This is a genomic window from Candidatus Palauibacter scopulicola, assembly GCF_947581915.1.
In the GTDB taxonomy this organism is placed as follows: Bacteria; Gemmatimonadota; Gemmatimonadetes; order Palauibacterales; family Palauibacteraceae; genus Palauibacter; species Palauibacter scopulicola.
In genome coordinates, this window is record NZ_CANPWG010000064.1 from 21,698 (window position 1) to 38,600 (window position 16,903).

At 69.5% G+C, this 16,903-nt stretch carries 15 protein-coding genes; 6 read left to right on the top strand and 9 right to left on the bottom strand.

Features of this window, described 5'->3' with window-relative positions:
* The first annotated feature begins 75 nt into the window (after positions 1-75).
* The 3 genes from RN743_RS12560 (at position 76) to RN743_RS12570 (ending at position 5,263) form a co-directional block, all read left to right on the top strand.
* Complete coding sequence (locus RN743_RS12560; RefSeq protein ID WP_310780271.1) at positions 76-1,743, top strand: formate--tetrahydrofolate ligase; 1,668 nt, start codon at positions 76-78, stop codon at positions 1,741-1,743.
* 22 nt (positions 1,744-1,765) lie between these two features.
* Positions 1,766-3,559, top strand: coding sequence for a hypothetical protein (locus RN743_RS12565; RefSeq protein ID WP_310780273.1), 1,794 nt, complete (start codon positions 1,766-1,768; stop codon positions 3,557-3,559).
* Between the two features lie 696 nt (positions 3,560-4,255).
* Positions 4,256-5,263, top strand: coding sequence for a hypothetical protein (locus RN743_RS12570; RefSeq protein ID WP_310780275.1), 1,008 nt, complete (start codon positions 4,256-4,258; stop codon positions 5,261-5,263).
* On the opposite strand, the gene RN743_RS12575 is transcribed toward RN743_RS12570, so the two are convergent.
* Entirely contained in the window at positions 5,241-5,975 is a 735-nt protein-coding gene (locus RN743_RS12575) for a methylated-DNA--[protein]-cysteine S-methyltransferase (protein ID WP_310780277.1), read from the bottom strand. The genes RN743_RS12570 and RN743_RS12575 overlap by 23 nt on opposite strands.
* Positions 5,972-6,514: an RNA polymerase sigma factor gene (locus RN743_RS12580; RefSeq protein WP_310780279.1), complete on the bottom strand. Its 543-nt coding sequence runs from the start codon at positions 6,512-6,514 to the stop codon at positions 5,972-5,974. The genes RN743_RS12575 and RN743_RS12580 overlap by 4 nt, the downstream gene beginning before the upstream one ends.
* Before the next feature lie 222 nt (positions 6,515-6,736).
* Here RN743_RS12580 and RN743_RS12585 point away from each other — a divergent pair, with 222 nt between their 5' ends.
* Complete coding sequence (locus RN743_RS12585) at positions 6,737-7,888, top strand: hypothetical protein (protein ID WP_310780281.1); 1,152 nt, start codon at positions 6,737-6,739, stop codon at positions 7,886-7,888.
* Positions 7,889-8,019: 131 nt separating this feature from the next.
* Positions 8,020-10,266: a DUF6600 domain-containing protein gene (locus RN743_RS12590; protein ID WP_310780283.1), complete on the top strand. Its 2,247-nt coding sequence runs from the start codon at positions 8,020-8,022 to the stop codon at positions 10,264-10,266.
* Positions 10,267-10,269: 3 nt separating this feature from the next.
* Here the strand turns inward: RN743_RS12590 and RN743_RS12595 are convergent, their stop codons facing one another.
* From RN743_RS12595 to RN743_RS12605, 3 genes are all read right to left on the bottom strand, one after another.
* Complete coding sequence (locus tag RN743_RS12595) at positions 10,270-10,482, bottom strand: hypothetical protein (protein WP_310780285.1); 213 nt, start codon at positions 10,480-10,482, stop codon at positions 10,270-10,272.
* 111 nt (positions 10,483-10,593) lie between these two features.
* Positions 10,594-10,839 carry a hypothetical protein gene (locus RN743_RS12600; RefSeq protein WP_310780286.1) on the bottom strand — a complete coding sequence of 82 codons (246 nt, stop codon included), beginning with the start codon at positions 10,837-10,839 and terminating at the stop codon, positions 10,594-10,596.
* A gap of 61 nt (positions 10,840-10,900) precedes the next feature.
* Positions 10,901-11,929 (bottom strand): proline racemase family protein, encoded by a 1,029-nt coding sequence (locus RN743_RS12605; protein ID WP_310780288.1) that lies wholly within the window; start codon positions 11,927-11,929, stop codon positions 10,901-10,903.
* A 129-nt stretch (positions 11,930-12,058) separates the two neighbouring features.
* Here RN743_RS12605 and RN743_RS12610 point away from each other — a divergent pair, with 129 nt between their 5' ends.
* On the top strand, positions 12,059-12,667 hold the full coding sequence (locus RN743_RS12610; protein WP_310780290.1) for an aquaporin: 609 nt from the start codon (positions 12,059-12,061) through the stop codon (positions 12,665-12,667).
* A 28-nt stretch (positions 12,668-12,695) separates the two neighbouring features.
* Here the strand turns inward: RN743_RS12610 and RN743_RS12615 are convergent, their stop codons facing one another.
* From RN743_RS12615 to RN743_RS12630, 4 genes are all read right to left on the bottom strand, one after another.
* The gene (locus tag RN743_RS12615; RefSeq protein WP_310780292.1) at positions 12,696-13,085 is read right to left on the bottom strand and encodes a VOC family protein; all 390 of its coding nucleotides are present in this window, start codon (positions 13,083-13,085) and stop codon (positions 12,696-12,698) included.
* Positions 13,086-13,126: 41 nt separating this feature from the next.
* The gene (locus tag RN743_RS12620; protein ID WP_310780295.1) at positions 13,127-14,200 is read right to left on the bottom strand and encodes a 2-oxoacid:ferredoxin oxidoreductase subunit beta; all 1,074 of its coding nucleotides are present in this window, start codon (positions 14,198-14,200) and stop codon (positions 13,127-13,129) included.
* Positions 14,197-16,029 carry a 2-oxoacid:acceptor oxidoreductase subunit alpha gene (locus tag RN743_RS12625; RefSeq protein ID WP_310780297.1) on the bottom strand — a complete coding sequence of 611 codons (1,833 nt, stop codon included), beginning with the start codon at positions 16,027-16,029 and terminating at the stop codon, positions 14,197-14,199. Before RN743_RS12625 ends, RN743_RS12620 begins: the two co-directional genes overlap by 4 nt.
* Positions 16,030-16,042: 13 nt before the next feature.
* The coding region (locus RN743_RS12630; RefSeq protein ID WP_310780299.1) for a 4Fe-4S dicluster domain-containing protein at positions 16,043-16,903 on the bottom strand (861 nt) is incomplete at its 5' end.

Consider the following 16,903-nt stretch of genomic DNA (forward strand, 5'->3'; position numbering starts at 1 on the left):
AACGCCGAGGCCCCCCGGATCCCTTCCGGGGACGGCTCTTCGGCAACTTCATCGAACCTTATCGGGATGACACGGATGCTCACGGACGTACAGATCGCCGAGGCCGCGACGCCCCGGCCCATCGGGGAGATCGGGGAGAAGATCGGACTGGGGCTCGACGAACTCGTGCCCTACGGTCACTACAAGGCGAAGGTCGGCCCGGAGTCCATCTTCGAGCGTGAGCCCGGATCGGGCCGCCTCGTCCTCGTCACCGGCATCACTCCGACGGCCGCGGGCGAGGGCAAGACGACCGTCTCCGTGGGGCTCGCCGACGGCCTGCGCCGCGTGGGGGCGAACTCCGTCCTCTGCATTCGCGAGCCGAGCCTCGGCCCGGTGTTCGGCGTCAAGGGAGGCGCCGCCGGCGGAGGGTATTCGCAGGTGATCCCGATGGCGGACATCAACCTCCACTTCACGGGGGACCTGCACGCGATCACGTCCGCCCACGCGCTCCTTTCGGCCGCCCTGGACAACCACCTGCAGCAGGGGAACCGGCTCGGGATCGACCCGCGCCAGATCACCTGGCGGCGCGCCGTCGACATGAACGACCGGGCGCTTCGGAACATCGTGGTCGGGCTCGGGGGCCGGATCAATGGAGTGCCGCGCGAGGACGGCTTCATGATCACGGCCGCGTCCGAGGTGATGGCGATCTTCTGCCTCGCCGCCAGCCTCGAGGACCTGGAGGAGCGGCTGAGCAGCATCATCGTCGGATACGACTACGGCGGGGAGCCGGTGCGGGCGCGCGAACTGAATGTGGCGGGCGCCATGACCCTGCTGCTGCGGGAGGCGATCGGACCGAATCTCGTTCAGACGCTCGAGGGGACCCCGGCCTTCGTCCACGGCGGGCCGTTCGCCAACATCGCCCACGGCTGCAATTCGCTCATGGCGACGCGGGCGGGGCTCGCCTTCGGCGATGTCGTGATCACGGAGGCGGGGTTCGGTTCAGACCTCGGGGCCGAGAAGTTCTTCGACATCAAGTGCCGGACGGGCGGGCTGAACCCCGAGGCCACCGTGCTCGTGGCCACGATCCGCGCCCTCAAGCTCCACGGCGGGGGCGACCGCACGGCGCTCTCGACGCCGGATCCCGACGCCGTCCGCGGCGGCCTCGCGAACCTGGGCGCGCACGTGGAGAACATCCGCGGCTTCGGCATCGAGCCGGTGGTGGCGATCAACGTGTTCGCGACGGACTCCGACGAGGAGATCGCGGCGGTGGCCGAGGCGTGCGAGGAGCTTGGCGCGCCCTGGGCCCGCTCCGATGGCCATGCGCTGGGGGGTGCCGGCTGCGAGGACCTGGCCCGTGCCGTGCTGGCGGCGCTGGACGGGGGGGCGGCCGACTTCGAGCCGAAATACGATGCGGCGGCTTCGATCCGGGACAAGATCGAGGCGATCGCGCGGAAGGTGTACGGGGCGGACGGGGTGGACTATGCGCCGCGCGCCTCGAAGGACATCCGGCAACTCGAGGCGGCCGGGCTCGGGGATACGCCCGTCTGCATCGCGAAGACGCCGAACAGCCTGAGCGACGACCCGGCGCGCCTCGGACGGCCGACCGGCTTCCGCATCACGGTTCAGGACGTGCGCCCCTCCGCGGGGGCGGGCTTCGTCGTGGCCAGAGCCGGCACCGTCATGACGATGCCGGGGCTCCCGCGCGTGCCCGCCGCGGAGGGGATCCGGATCGTCGAGGACGGGAGCGTGGTCGGGCTCTTCTGAGCCGCCTGAAACGCCTGAGACGATGATCGAGATCGATCTCTCCCCCGGCGCCCTCACGGAGGGCGTGGAGCGCCGGCTCCGGGAATGGGCCGCCGAGGACGCGGTGGCGCGGCTCTGGCGGCGGGACCCGACGCTGTGGAGCGCGGACCCGGACACGCCGGAGCTGGCCGACCGGCTCGGTTGGCTGGACCTCCCGGGGACGTCTCCCGCCGCGCTCGGCGCGCTCGAGGCGTTGCGCGCGGGCGTGCCCTTCTGGTTCACCGATCTCGTGCTGCTCGGCATGGGCGGATCGAGCCTCGCGCCCGAAGTGATCGCGCGTACGATGCAGGGCGAGGGGCTGCCGCTCACGCTCGTCGACACCACGCACCCCGGAGCGCTCCGCGACCTCGATTGGCTGCGTCCGGCGAACACAATCTTCGTCGTCTCCAGCAAGTCGGGCACGACCGTCGAGACACTCTCGCTCTTCCGCCACTTCTGGTCGCGGACCGCGGAAGTCGTGGAAGATCCCGGCGCGCACTTCATCGCGATCACCGACCCCGGCTCTCCCCTCGCCGAACTCGGCCGCGAGCGGGGGTTTCACGCCGTGTTCGAGGCGCCCCCCGAGGTGGGGGGCCGCTTCTCTGCCCTGAGCCCGTTCGGCCTCGCGCCGGCGGCGCTCGCCGGGGCCGATGTCGCCGCGCTTCTCGCGGAGGCGGCCGAGGCCGCGGATAGCTGCAAGGACGAAGCCCGGCACAACCCGGGCTTCCTCCTCGGGGCGGCGTTGGGAGAACTCGCGCTCGCGGGCCGCGACAAGGTCACCTTCCTCGCGGCATCCGACTGGGAGGCGTTTCCGGACTGGGCGGAGCAGCTGGTCGCCGAGAGCACCGGCAAGGAGGGCCGGGGCATCGTCCCGGTCGTCGCCGAGCCCCCGCGGCGACTGGACGAGTACGGCGAGGACCGGATCTTCGTCGGCCTCGTTCTCGACGGGGATGCGGCGCGCGAAGCGGAGCAATGGGGAGAGGCCGACGAGACGCCGGGTCTCCTCGACGCACTCGAGGCGGCCGGCCACCCGACGGTCCGCATCCGGCTCGAACGGTCCGAGGAACTCGGCGCGCTCTTCTTCGTCTGGGAGGTGGGCGTAGCCATGGCCGGAGCCGCACTCGGCATCCATCCCTTCAACCAGCCGGACGTGCAACTCGCCAAGCGCCTCGCGCGGCGGGCGATGGAAGGCGAAGGCGCACGCGATGGCAGCTCTGATGGCGGTCCTGCGGACGCGGGGCCGGCGGACGACGCGCAGCTCTCCGACGCGGACGAGATCGACCTCGTCTGGGAGCTGCCGCAGTTCGGACACGCCCCGCCCCGCACGCCCGTGCCCCCGGACGTAGATGGAATCCGCGAGCGGGTCGAGGCCTTCCTGGCCGCGGTGGCTCCGACCGACTACATCGCCGTGCAGGCGTTCCTCGCGGGTGGAGAGGAGGAGGAGGGGCTGCTCGGGAGGCTGCGTTCGGCCCTCGCCGGAGCCACCGGGGCGACGACCACGCTGGGCCATGGCCCGCGCTTCCTGCATTCGACCGGACAACTGCACAAGGGCGGCGCGGACAACGGCGTCTTCCTGCAACTCGTCGACGACGCCGGCGAACACGTTCACGTCCCCGAAACAGAATTCACCTTCCGGCAGTTGATCCGAGCCCAGGCCCGGGGGGATCTCGAAGCCCTCGGTCAGAGCGGACGCCGGACGCTCCGTGTCCGTGTGGGCGGTCCCGAAGGCCTCGGCCTCCGCCGCCTCATCCAGCTCGTTGAGGAGTCCGCCGGCGCGACGCCCCCAATTCCCAAATGATACCGCGCTAAGTATATGGCAGACCTTGCAAAGTACATGTCCAGACGCTAAGTTCTTACGCGAGTCCCGGGAGCGAGTCCCGGGAGCGAGTCCCGGGCAAAGACCACCCCAGGCCCGGGAGGCACGCATGTCCAGCTTCAGGCTCTTCCCCTCCGTCGCACACTGCGCTTCACGAGTCGGAGAAACCCTTGCGGCACTGGCGGTCCGCTCCGTCGCCTTGAGTGCGAGGCGGTTGCGCCGAGGCGTGGCCGCAGGCCTCCTCCTCACGATGCTGACCCCTTTCGTACCGGCGGGACATGTCCACGCGGAGGAGGACGAGCACAAGGTCGGCGACGGGCCTGCGATCGAAGCGAAGGCCGCATCAGGCGTGTACGGAGCGGCGACCGCCCAGGACGGCGGCTGTCCCCCGTACATTTCGGGCGGCCCCAACAACCCCGATAGTGGCGTCCGCACATTCGGCGCTTGTACGGATGTCCCGGTGCCGTACAGCTTCGGCCTCGTAAGCTGCGAGGTTTGTACCTGCTGGTACAGGATGGACGACGGTAGAACGGAGATTTTTTCAACCAGCAGCGGTTGCGCTTCGACGATCAGGATTCAGGGTCCCGCTCCAGACCCCTGTAATACGTTGAACAACTGTTGAGTAAGGTCGAGGGAGCACGCGCGCCCGTCCTTCGCCGGTGGCCTAGCATCGTCGCGGTGGCGGCGTGGACGACCTGGGCGTGCGGTGACGGCCGGCGGCCCGATGTTGCTTCGAGCAGCAACGTGGTGGCGCAGGAGATGGTGCGAGAACTGCCCCCTGGCGGCATCATGGCGGACGATGTCTTCCTGGAATCGGCCGACGGGTTCGACCTGTTCGGAGACACGATCGCTATCGCGGATCGCTTGGCGGGACGGATCCAACTATTTCGCTCCGACGGCGAGCATCTCGCGACCTTGGGAGGGCCCTTGGGACCGGGGGATCCCGACGTCCTTCGATCCCCGATGCGCGTCCAGTTCGCCCCCGATGGCGCGTTATGGGTAGGCGATCCCGGGCGGGCATCGATTGTACGGTTTCCTTCCGGAGGCGGCGAGCCGCAGACCGCACGGCTTCCGGGAGCCGCGATAGCGACGACCGTTGGATTCGGGGTCGACCAGGTCCTCGGCGCCATCGGGCTCAGCGCACAGCCGGGTTTTCTTCTCGCGGCGTACGGGTTGGCGGACGGGTCCCTGAACATCCCGAACGAAGTTCCGCTTCCCCAGGAGTTGGCGTTTGGACCGGTAGACCGAATAAGCGCCCAGCATGTCGTGATGTCGGTCGGACGGGAGGGCGAGGTGATCCTCCTCGACGGGATACGGACGACCCTGTGGCGAATCGAGCTGGAGTACGCGCCGCCCAGGATCGTTCGCATTTCCCGCATCGCGATACCCGATTGGCTGGTCGAGATGACGCGCGCCGAGATGGAGCGGATTGTCGAGGGGCGCCCCGGCGTCAGCGCGCCGGGGTTCAAGGACATGCGGGCCGGCGAGCGGGGGGTGTGGCTCGTCCCGGCGATCGACCCGGTGGACGGGGTCTTCCTGCCCTACGAGGAGGATGGCCGGGCCACCGTGCTGTGGCGCGACCCGCAGCGCCGGGAGGCGTGGAGCAGCCGCATCCTGGACGACGATACGGCCTGGCTAATGTTCCCGGGGAGTCTCATGCGGTTCACTGTCGCCGTGGAAGGTTGATCGTTCGTCGGATCGCCCCCGAGCCGAGGAGGTCGGTGCGGCCCTCGATGTCGAGGAGGGCGCGCTTGTAGCGGAGGCCGCCGGTGTATCCGCCCAGCGTCCGGTCGGTGCGGACGACTCGGTGGCACGGCACGATGATCGGTATCGGGTTGCGGCCGAGCGCGTTGCCCACCGCGCGCGATGCCTTCGGACGTCCGATGCGCCGGGCGATGTCCGTGTACGTCACCGTCTCGCCGAACTCGAGTCCGGAGGTGACGTCCAGCACGGCGCGCTGGAAGTCGCCCAGCTCCGTGATATCGACGAGGAGATCGAAACGAGGGCGGCGACGGCCGAAATACTCCGTCAGTTGCGCTTCCGCGGGGCCGAGTCGATCGGTGTCGCGCACCACGGGTGTCGACGGGTACCGGTCCTCGAGGCCGGCGACGAACGCATCGTCGTTCTTGTCCTGCCACGAGAGCGCGACCAACCCGGCGGGGCTCGCAGCGACCCGCATGGCGCCGAAGGGCGAATCGAAGCGATGCCAGCGGATGACAGGGCCGTCCCGGAGGCCGTGCGCGGCGAGATCCAGAATCCGGTATTCCACGGCGCGCTCCCGACAAACGGGGCACGCCGCCACGCGTTCGGCGAGCTTCTGCGCCGCGTCCGCATCCGGGTCGTCCAGGATCCAGGCGAGTACGTCTTCTTCGTGACAGGTCATGCAACGTCGAGTCATATCGGACCCTCCTCGCGCCACACCTCGGCGAGTTCGCGGCGCAGCTTCTTCATCCCCTGGTAGACGTTGGCTCTCGCGGCTTCGGGGGAGGCACCCATCCGGCGGGCGATCGTCGCGTAGTCCAACTGCTCGATCCAGCGGAGCCAGACGGCGTCCCGCTGCCGCCGGGGGAGTGCCGCGACACACCTCCGGACGCGCGCCGCGGCGGCTTCCGAGAGCCGACCCAGCGCGGCGTCGGCCGCGGGGAGGGTGCCCGGCTCCAGCGCGCCCGAGTGGGCCGCGAGCAACTCCGAGCGCCGGCGGCGCGTGGTCAGGTGGTCGAGCGCCCGCCGCGTCGCGACGCGATACAGCCACGCGCGGATGTTCACGGCGCCTCCCGCCTCGGGCCGCGCGCGGAGCGCCGTCACCCACAGGTCCTGCACGATATCCCGGGCCTCGTCCGCGTTGCCCACCATCGCGGCCACGTGGCGCCGCAATTCAGGACCGTAGCGCTCGGACCAGTCGTGCACCGGTCGTTCCGGCTCCGCCGTTGTGGTCATCCGCCTCGGCTCCACCTCTCCATTCTCCTCTCCTTTGTGCTCCTCCTTACAACGTATCGCCGCTGAAACCGTGAAAGCGGGACTCGCCGGCCCTGGCCGTGCCGGAACTGGCCGCGCGAGCGCGTGAATCGTACCCTGTGAGCCCGCGGCCCACCCGGGCCCGAAGAACACCGCGGCGGCGGGCGCGCCGTGGAACATCGAATCGGCAGAACCGAGGCTCTCTTGAAGTCAGCACAAATCGGATCCGTATCGTCCCCGACCTGCATCGCGATCTCGCTCGCGGCGACCTTCCTCGTGACGGCCTGCGCCGGTAACGCCGGAGAGGAGACCGATGCCGCGATCAATGAGAACGGCGTGGAGAACGGCCCGGAGAGCGCCGCCGTGATGCGCGATCCGCTCCCGGGAGAACGACGCTTCGCCAGTCTGGCTCAACTCACCTTCGAGGGGGAGAACGCCGAGGCATACTACTCTTCGGACGGACAGCGGCTGATCTTCCAGCGCCGCCACGCGGGCGAGTACGAGTGCGACCAGATCTTCACCATCGGCGTCGAGGGCGGTGAGCCGACTCTCGTCTCGACGGGCCTGGGCCGGACCACCTGCTCCTACTTCTTCCCGGACGACTCGCGGATCGTATACAGCTCCACGCATCACGTGGCGCCGGAGTGTCCGCCGCCACCGGACATGCGGCGCGGGTACGTGTGGCCGCTCTACGACTTCGACATCTACACGGCGAACCCGGACGGTTCCGACGTCCAGCCGATCTTCTCCAGTCCCGGTTACGACGCGGAGGCGACCCTCGCCCCGGACGGCTCGCGGATCGTCTTCACCTCCACGCGCGACGGAGACCTGGACATCTACACGATGAATCCCGACGGCTCCGACGTCCGGCAGCTCACGAACGAACCGGGCTACGATGGCGGGCCCTTCTTCTCTCCGGACGGAACGAAGATCGTCTACCGTGCGAGGTATCCGGAGAGCGAGGAGGAACTCGCGGATTACCAGGCGCTCCTGGCCGACGGTCTCGTCCGGCCCGGCGTGCTTGACATATACGTGATGGATGTGGACGGCTCGAACCGGGTGCGTCTCACGGACAACGAGGCCGCGAACTTCGCCCCCTTCTTCCACCCGAGCGGCGAGAAGGTGATCTTCGCTTCGAACCTGCACGAGGACGATCCCCGCAGCCGCAATTTCGACCTCTTCCTCGTGAACCTGGACGGCACGGGGCTGGAGCAGGTGACGTTCAGCGGGGATTTCGAGAGTTTCCCCATGTTCAGCCCCGACGGCCGTTATCTCGTGTTCGGGTCGAACCGGCACGGATCCCACCTGGGCAACACGAACATCTTCATCGCCGAGTGGATCGACGACCTCCCCTGAGCGTGGTGACCGCACCCGCCGTCCGTGGCCGCCGGTGACGGACTTCGCCCGCGGACCGTCTAGTCTCTGAAGACAGTCCCGGCGGTGAACCGGCCGCGCGGGGCGGGGATCGGAAGACACGGGAGCTTGGGATGCGGTTCGCAAAGGCGGCAGGAAACTCCGGAGCGCCCCGGCGGTTGCGGGGCCGGCGGCGGGTGTGGGCGGTCGGGGTGGCGTGGGGCCTCTCGTTCGCCGCGCCCCCGGTCTCCGCCCAGGAGGCGGAGACCCCGATCGACTACGACGCCGCGATCGCGCAGAGCGGGATCGACGGCAGCTACGGATACCTGCGCGCGCTCGACGGGTCCGCGACGCTCATTCAGGGAGACACCCGTGAGCGAGTCCAGCTCGCGGTGAACGAGCCCGTCCTCGCCGGCGACCGGATCTTCGTCTCCGGTGAGTCGCGCGTCGAAATCGTGCTCGCCGACGGTAACGTCGTCCGGATCGGGAACCAGGCGGAACTTCTCTTCCGCGCGCTCGCCAACTCCGCGGATACGAGCGACCCCGCAACCATCGTCGAACTCGCGCGCGGGTCGCTCCAACTCGTGGTGGCCGGGAATCCGCCGGGCTCCGAGTGGCCCTCCGTCGTCACGCCGAACGCGACAATCCGGCCCAGGGGAGCCGGTTCCTTCCTGATCGTCGTTGATGGCGAGCGCCGCAGCGAGGTCGTCGTGCGCGAAGGGCTGGCGGAAGTCACGACAGAGACGGAACTCGCCGAGGTTCGGCGCGGAGAGAGCCTCGTCGTCGAAGGCGCGCGAGGCGACCGGCTCCGCTTCGCGGCGGCCCCCGGGCTTGATCGTCTGGAGGCGTGGGGTCAGGGGCTCGGCGACTACGCACGCGGGGAGTATACCGCGCATGTGGATCCGGATCTCCACTACGCCGCGTCTTCGCTTGAGAGTCACGGATCGTGGGTGCAGGCGGGCGCGGGGGTCGCCTGGCGTCCGCGCGTGTCCACAGGCTGGGCGCCGTACCGGCACGGGCGCTGGCGGCACACACCCAGCGGGATGTTCTGGGTCTCGTACGAACCATGGGGCTGGGTGCCCTACCACTACGGGTACTGGGACCTCGATCCCGGATGGGGCTGGGTCTGGTTCCCGGGCCGGCATTTCGCGGTCGCGCACGTGTACTGGTACTGGGGTCCGAGCTACGCGGGCTGGATTCCGTCAGGCTACTACTGGCGCCACTACCGGAACTATTACGGGAGCAGCTGGGGCTTCCACTTCGGGGTCTACGGGCACATCGGGGGCGGCTTCGGTCGCTATCGGCACTGGACGTTCCTGCCACACGGCCGCCTCGGACACCGGCGCCAGCACTTCTACTCGATCGGCGGTTCGGACTTCGGTCGCGGGCGGAAGGCGGTCGAGCGCGGCGTGCTGCTGACCGACTCCCGCCTGCTCGGGCGCGAGGCGCGGCGGCGACCGGCCCAGACCCTGGCGAGCCTGCGGCGCGCGGTCGAGCGTGACGGGAGGACGGCCGTCGATGCGAACGGCTTCATCGACCGCGGCGCGGGTCTGCCGCGGGAGGTCGAACGCGTCGTGCTGCGAGGGCGCGATGGCCGGACGGCGCGCCCGCGCGATGCGACCGCCGGGGCGCCGAGCGGCACTTCGCGGACGGCGGGCACACCGCCTGTCCGCGTGACCACGCGATCGCCGGAGGCCGGCACGTTGCGGCTGGAGCGGGCCGGCGTACAGCGGGCCACGCAGCGGATCGGCGTGCAGCGCGCGACGCCGCCTGCGGCCGGAACCGGCACCCGCCCGGTGATCCGGCGGCCCACGGCGCGGGAGGTGCCCGACGCCCCGAGGCGACCGGCCGTGCGACCCACGACGCGAGCGGGCTCCGGCGGCGTCCAGCGCGCGCCCCCGCGGACGGGCGACGATGGCGTTCGTCGGATCGTCCGTCCGCGGACGGCACGGGAGTCGCCAGCCGTTCGGCGGACGGGCGGCACGACGACGCGGCCGACGGCACGGTCGAATCCTGCCAGGCCCACCGCGCGCTCCGCTCCGGCGCGGCCGGCGGCGCGACCCACGACGGCGAGGCCCTCCCGGCCCGTTCTTCGCCGTCCGCCGTCCACGCCGAGACCCGTGACCCGGCAAAACGCCCCCCGTCCATCGCGGCCGGCGGTGCGCCCGCCCGGCCCGTCGAGGTCGAGCGGCACCGTCAGCCGTTCCAGCGGCGGGTCCCGATCCGGCGGCGCCGTCAGACGTTCCGGCGGCAGCTCCCGATCCGGTGGCGCCGTCAGACGTTCCGGCGGCAGCTCCCGATCCGGTGGCGCCGTCAGACGCTCCGGCGGCAACACGCGGTCGAGCGGCGCCACACGTGCGCGCGGCCGATCCGGAGGTTAGCGATCAGGGGTCCGGCCACACGGCCGGATCCCGCTCCATTTCCGGCTCCGGTTCGACGCCGAGCGCCTCGACCATGCGCACGTAGTAGTTGAAGAAGCCGACGACCTCCGTCGCGGTCAGAATCTGCGCGTCGGTCCAGCCGACCTCCCGCAACCCATCGATGTCCCCCCGCGCCGTAGAGGCCGGATCGCGCGTGATCGCCACGGCATAGTCCATCAGCCGGCGCGTCTTCGCGTCGAGCCCCGCCGTCCGATAGTCGCTCCGGACCGCGCGGGCCAGGTCCGCGTCCCCGGTGGCCTGACGGAGATCCTCTCCGTGCGCCTCCGTTCAGTAGAAGCAGTCCAGTTCGCGCGAGGTCACGGTCGCGAGCATCTCCCGCACGTCCCGCCCCAGCGGTCCCGGCGCCAGCATCAACGCCTCATAGAGTTGGATCGAAGCGCGCATGACGGGCGGGTTCAGGCTCTGGATGCCGATCACGTTGAAGACACGACCCGCGCGGCGGACGGCCTTCTCGTACTCGCGGGCGACGAGCCCCTCCGCTTCTTCGGGAGCTACCGTCTCGATATGCGGCATTTCGCCTCCTGTGGCCGACGGATCCGGAGTGCGAACCGGCTCATGGGCGGATACCGGTTCCTCAGCGTACGAGGAAGCCGTCCCGCCACGGATCCTCCGGATCGATGAGGAACTCGTGGCGGCCCGTGACCCAGGCCCGGCCGCCGACCTCGGGCACGACGGCCGCGTGCCCGCCGACCGACGTCGTGTCGACGACGCGGCCGCTGAACCGGCCGCCGATGATGCTCTCGACGATGATCTCCGCATCCCCGGAGTACGCCCCGCGCGCGTGAAGGATGGCGAGGCGGCCGCTCACGGCGGTCCCCGTCGGACTTCGGTCGAGTTCCCCGTCCGCGAAGATGCAAACGTGCCGCGAGTGGTGTGCGGCGTCGGCCGCCGCGCTCGTGAACACGGTGCCGTAGAGAAACCCGAGATCGGGATCGTCCGGATGCGCGATGTCGCCCCCGGCGGACGAGGACACCGCCCGCGTGATCCGGCGCCCCGCGTCGATGAGATCGGCGGCGGCGCCGGGGGTGAGGGAGAGTCCGAGCGCGTCCGCATCGACGTAGGCGTAGAACGCCCCACCGAAGGCGAGGTCGTACGACACGCTACCCAGCCCCTCGACCTCCACAGCCCGGCCCAGCGCAGGCGCGAAGGAAGGCACGTTGACGAACCGGACCTCCCGGACCCGCTCGCCGTCCAGGATGGCGGTCGCGCGCACGAGCCCGGCGGGCGTGTCGATCGCCACGGGCCGCTCCCTCCCCGACCCGTCGATCCAGCCGGCTTCGACGGCGATCTTCGCCACGCCGATGATCCCGTGGCCGCACATCGTCGAGTAGCCCTCGTTGTGCATGAACAGGACGGAGAAGTCCGATCCGGGCCGCACGGGAGGCATCACGAGGCAGCCGTACATGTCCGCGTGCCCTCGCGGCTCCCACATCAGCGCGCGGCGGAGTTCGTCGTGTTCCGCCCGCGCGACGCGACGCCGCGCGAGGACCGTGTCTCCCTCCAACTCCGGGAACCCCGCCACGATGACGCGCAGCGGCTCTCCCTCGGTGTGGGCGTCGATCGTCTCGATGCGAAGCCAGTGTTCGGGCGCGGTCCAGGTCATTTGAACTCCTCGATGAAGCAGTGGCCCCCGTCGACGGGATCGTCGTATGCTGGCGTCGCTGATCTTACGCCTCGCCGCCGAAGTCCGCTCCGGCGGAGGCTCGCCGTGCCGCGCAATCAGGGAGAAGGCATGAGACCAAGGGCTGTCGCCGCCGAACTCGTGGGCACGTTCGCGCTCGCGCTGTCCGCCGTGATCTCCGTCAACAACCCCGGTTTTCCCGTCCCGGCGCCCGCGATGGCCGGACTCACGCTGGGTGTCCTGGTTCACCTGCTCGGGCCCGTCTCGGGCTGCCTGCTCAACCCGGCGGTGACGATCGCCATCTGGTCGATCGGAAAGATCGGGGCGAAGGACGCCGGCTCGTTCATCGCGGCGCAGTTCGCGGGGGCCGGACTGGCCCTCGCCCTCGACAACGCCCTGTTCGCCGTTCCCGTCCCGCTCCCCGTGGACGCCTCGGCCGGCACCGGTGTGGCCGAGATGCTGGGGGCTGCGCTCCTCGCCTTCACGATCGGGGCCGTCTTCATGGGCCGCATCCCCGACCGGCTGACCGGCGCCGTCATCGGCGCGACGCTCGTCGTGGGAATCTCCTGGGCCGCGCACGGATCGAACGGAGTGCTCAACCCCGCGGTCGCCCTCGGGATCGGGTCTTTCTCGCTCCCCTACGTATGGGGACCGGTCGTCGGCGCCCTGATCGGCGCGCACCTGTCAAAACACGTCGTTGCTCGGGCGGTTGCGGTGTGACGGTCCTATCCGTTGATCAGCGGCGCAGTCAGTCGGAGGGGTCCTCGCCCTCGGGCAGGTCCGGGGCCTCGCCCTCGGCGAGACCGCGGTAGAAGGTGAGACCGTTCATGTCGAGGTCGTAGAAGGCGAATTCGCGCGTGCCCCACGGGGTCCGCCGCAGGGCCGTGCGCTCGTGGAAGATCCCCCGGTCCCGGTATTCCTCGAACAGCTCCTCGACCGCGGGCACGACGAAGCGAAGCATGGGCCGCTCCACGCGGGACCACTCCTCCTCGTCGTGCCACTGGATGTGCAACTCGATCCCATCCCGTCTCACGCCGGCGTACCCTGGATCGCGAGTCGAATCGGCGAAGGCGAGTTCGAAGCCGAGCCGACCGACGTAGAAACCGATCGCCGCGGCGACATCCCGCGAAGGAAGCACGGGCTGCACCGCCTCGAGGCGGGCCGCCCGCTCCTCGGCGGCTATCGGTAGTTCTCCATCAGGGCGTCCAACGCCTCGGCTCCCGGGCACAAGTCCTCGAAGGGGAGGTTCCACAGCGGCCGGTCGACCGTCCCCAGCACGTCGTGCAGGTCCCTTGACTCCGGGTCCACGTAGAGGAGACCGGTCGGAACCTCGCCCGCGTTCTGGCGCTCCCGCAGGTAGCCGTACACGGCGTCCCGGTCGGTCGCGTCGTAGTCGCCCTCCACCTGCCGGAAACGGATCACGCTGCCGTCGTGCATGCGGACGTCGCGCACGTCGGCGGACCCGATGTCGGCGGTGATCTCATCCGCGGGGGGGACGAAGTCCTTCGGGGCCACGAATGCGGCCTCCACGGCCTCGCGGAAGTGCTCGCGCGTGTAGGCGTAGCTCTTCGTCGACCCCACGTGGTCGTTGAAGGTCACGCACGGAGAGATGACGTCGACCAGCGCCAGGCCCGGGTGCCGGATCCCCGCCTTGATGATCGGGACGAGTTGCTGCTTGTCGCCGGAGAAGCCCCGGGCCACGAAGGTCGCGCCGATCGAGAGGCCAAGCAGGGCGGGATCGATGGGGGGCTGTTCGTTCGGCACGCCCCGCTTCGACTTCGAGCCCATGTCGGCCGAGGCGGAGAACTGGCCCTTCGTCAGGCCGTAGACCCCGTTGTTCTCGATGATGTAGAGGAGGTTGAGGTTGCGCCGCACCGCGTGGCAGAGCTGCCCGAGCCCGATCGAGAGCGAGTCCCCGTCTCCGGAGACGCCGATGTAGACGAGGTCGCGGTTCGCGGCGTTCGCTCCGCTCGCGACCGACGGCATCCGCCCGTGCACGCTGTTGAAGCCGTGGGATTCGGACATGAAGTAGGCGGTCGTCTTCGACGAGCAGCCGATCCCGCTCATCTTCGCGGCCCGGTGCGTCGGGATCGCGAGTTCCCACGCCGCCTCGATGAGCGCGGCGGTGACGGAATCGTGGCCGCAACCCGCGCACAGCGTGGACATCACGCCCTCGTAGTCGCGGCGCGTGAGCCCCAGTTCGTTCTTCTCCAGACTCGGGTGGAAGACACGCGGCTTGGCGATGTACGTCATGCACCCACTCCTTCGGCGGTCTCCGCCGCGAGATCGAGCCGATCCTTCACGCCCGCGATGACGTGGCGCGCGCTCAGCGGGAGCCCTCCGTAGCGGAGGACCGAGGTCAGCCGTTCCTTCGAGGCCGGCGTCTCCAGCGTGAGCAGCGACTTCAACTGCGCGTCCCGGTTCTGTTCGATGACGATGTTGAGGTCGTGGGCCTCGATGAAGCCGCCGACCTCGGGCGCGAAGGGAAACCCGCGGATCCGCATGTAGTCGAGCCGGAGCCCGTCCTCCGCCTCCATGCGCTCGATCGCCTCGCGCACCGCGCCGTCGCACGCGCCCAGCGTGACCAGTCCGTACCGAGCGCCCGGCCTCGTCCGGATCTCGGGGGCAGGCACGGCTGCCGCGGCGCTGTCGATCTTCTCGGCGATGCGGTCGATGACCTCCTGGTATTCGTCCGCGTCCTCCGTGTATTTTCCGTACTTCGTGTGGCCGGAGCCGCGTGTGAAGTAGGCGCCCTTCGGGTCCTCGCCGGGAATCGTACGATACGGAATCCCGTCCCCGTCCACGTCCAGGTACCGGTAGAAGGTCTCGATCTCCGCGAGCGCCTCCGCGTCGAGCACCTTCCCGCGGTCCGGCCTGTATTCGTCATCCCACCGGAAGCGGGGCACGACCCAGTCGTTCATCCCGATGTCGAGGTCGGAGAGCACGAACACGGGCGTCTGGAAGCGCTCCGCCAGATCGAAGGCCTGCACGCTGAACTCGAAGCATTCCGCCGGGTCCTTCGGGTAGAGGCAGAGGTGCTTCGTATCCCCGTGCGAGGCATAGGCGCAGAGGAGGATGTCGCCCTGCTGGGTGCGCGTCGGCATGCCGGTCGACGGGCCGACGCGCTCGACGTCGAAGAACACGCAGGGGACTTCGGCGTAGTAGGCGAGCCCGATGAACTCCGTCATGAGTGAGATCCCGGCCCCGCTCGTCGCCGTGAAGGCGCGGGCTCCTGCCCACCCCGCACCGATCGCGATGCCGGCCGCCGCGAGTTCGTCCTCCGCCTGCAGGATCGCCGCCCTGCTCCGCCCGGTCTCCTCCTCGACGCGCAGACGCCGGCAGTAGGCCGTGAAGGCGTCGACGAGCGAGGTCGAGGGCGTGATCGGGTACCAGGCCGCGACCGTCGCGCCCGCGTAGACGCAGCCGAGCGCCGCCGCCGTGTTCCCGTCGATCAGGATCGAATCGCGCGTGGCATCCATCCGCTCGAGCCGGATCGGCAGCGGGCACTCGAAGTTCTCGGCCGCGTAATCGTAGCCGAGCCGGATCGCCTTGAAGTTCGCCTCGAGCAGGTGACGCTTCCTCTCGCCGAAGGTCTCCTCGAGCAGTCCACGGATCACGTCCATGTCGATGTCGAGGAGGGCGGCGAGGGCGCCGGTGTAGGCGATGTTCTTCATCAGGATGCGCGTGCGGCCGCCGTCGAAGCTCTTCACGCACATCTCGGCCAGCGGGACGCCGAGGAAGGTCACTTCCTCGCGCCGCAGCGTGTCCGCCATGGGCCAGCTCGAGTCGTACAGGAGCCAGCCGCCGGGGACGAGCTCCTCGATGTCCTGCGCGTAGGTCTCCGGGTTCATCGCCACGATGAGGTCGAAGTCCGGCGTGCGCGCGACGTGGCCCGACCCGTTCACCCGGATCTCGTACCAGGTGGGAAGACCCTGAATGTTCGAGGGGAAGACGTTCTTCCCGGACACCGGGACCCCCATCCGGAAGATCGACTGCATGATGAGCCCGTTGGCGCTCGCGGAGCCGGTGCCGTTCACGGTGCCGATCTTGAGCGCGAAGTCGTTCACGCGGTCCATCTTCATGCCGGCCATTCCGTCAGGGAGCCACCGAAACGAAGCCGCCCGGCGCCATCTCCTCGATTCCCATCCCGGAGTAGGGATGGTCCGCGTCCTGTCCCGCGTACGGCTTGAGCAGATCGAACGTCCGCATGTCCCAGGCCGCCGTGGGGCAGCGCTCCGCGCACAGCCCGCAATGAATGCAGAGATCCTCGTCCTTCACCATGACGCGGGCCGTCTGCGGCAGCGGCTCGGAGACGTAGATGTCCTGCTCGGTGTTCTCGGCGGGGGCGAGCAACCGCGTGCGGAGATCCGCTTCCTCCCCGTTGTGCGTGATCGTGAGGCAGTTGAGGGGACAGATGTCGATGCAGGCGTCGCACTCGATGCACAGGCTTCCCGTGAAGTGCGTCTGAATGTCGCAGTTCAGGCAGCGCTCGACCTCGGTCAGCGTTTGCTCGAGGTCGAACCCCTCCTCGACTTCCGTCTCGATGCTCTGGAGGCGCTCCTCGAGGCGGACGTGCCGCATCTTCCGCCGGGCCGCGTACTCGTAGTCGTTCGAGTAGCTCCACTCGTGGAGCCCCATCTTGGCGCTCACGAGGTTCATGTGCTCGGGTGGACGCTTCCGGATGTCCTCGCCGCTGCAGTAGGCGTGGATGGAGATCGCCGCCTGATGCCCGTGCTCGGCCGCCCAGATGATGTTCTCGGGACCCCACGCCGCGTCGCCGCCGAAGAAGACGCCCTCGCGCGTCGACATGAACGTCGTGCGGTCGACGACCGCTTCTCGCCACTTGTTGAACTCGATCCCCGCATCGTCCTCGATCCAGGGGAAGGCGGTCTCCTGCCCGATGGCGAGGATGACGGCCTCCGCCGGGAAGAACGCTTCGTCGAGCTTCGTCGCGAC

What these genes read in the sequence shown, in the direction of transcription:
- RN743_RS12560 (WP_310780271.1), top strand. Translation starts at nt 76, where the DNA reads ATGCTCACGGACGTACAGATCGCCGAGGCCGCGACGCCCCGGCCCATC.
- RN743_RS12565 (WP_310780273.1), top strand. Translation starts at nt 1,766, where the DNA reads ATGATCGAGATCGATCTCTCCCCCGGCGCCCTCACGGAGGGCGTGGAG.
- RN743_RS12575 (WP_310780277.1), bottom strand. Translation starts at nt 5,975, where the DNA reads ATGACTCGACGTTGCATGACCTGTCACGAAGAAGACGTACTCGCCTGG.
- RN743_RS12580 (WP_310780279.1), bottom strand. Translation starts at nt 6,514, where the DNA reads ATGACCACAACGGCGGAGCCGGAACGACCGGTGCACGACTGGTCCGAG.
- RN743_RS12590 (WP_310780283.1), top strand. Translation starts at nt 8,020, where the DNA reads ATGCGGTTCGCAAAGGCGGCAGGAAACTCCGGAGCGCCCCGGCGGTTG.
- RN743_RS12595 (WP_310780285.1), bottom strand. Translation starts at nt 10,482, where the DNA reads ATGGACTATGCCGTGGCGATCACGCGCGATCCGGCCTCTACGGCGCGG.
- RN743_RS12600 (WP_310780286.1), bottom strand. Translation starts at nt 10,839, where the DNA reads ATGCCGCATATCGAGACGGTAGCTCCCGAAGAAGCGGAGGGGCTCGTC.
- RN743_RS12605 (WP_310780288.1), bottom strand. Translation starts at nt 11,929, where the DNA reads ATGACCTGGACCGCGCCCGAACACTGGCTTCGCATCGAGACGATCGAC.
- RN743_RS12610 (WP_310780290.1), top strand. Translation starts at nt 12,059, where the DNA reads ATGAGACCAAGGGCTGTCGCCGCCGAACTCGTGGGCACGTTCGCGCTC.
- RN743_RS12620 (WP_310780295.1), bottom strand. Translation starts at nt 14,200, where the DNA reads ATGACGTACATCGCCAAGCCGCGTGTCTTCCACCCGAGTCTGGAGAAG.
- RN743_RS12625 (WP_310780297.1), bottom strand. Translation starts at nt 16,029, where the DNA reads ATGAAGATGGACCGCGTGAACGACTTCGCGCTCAAGATCGGCACCGTG.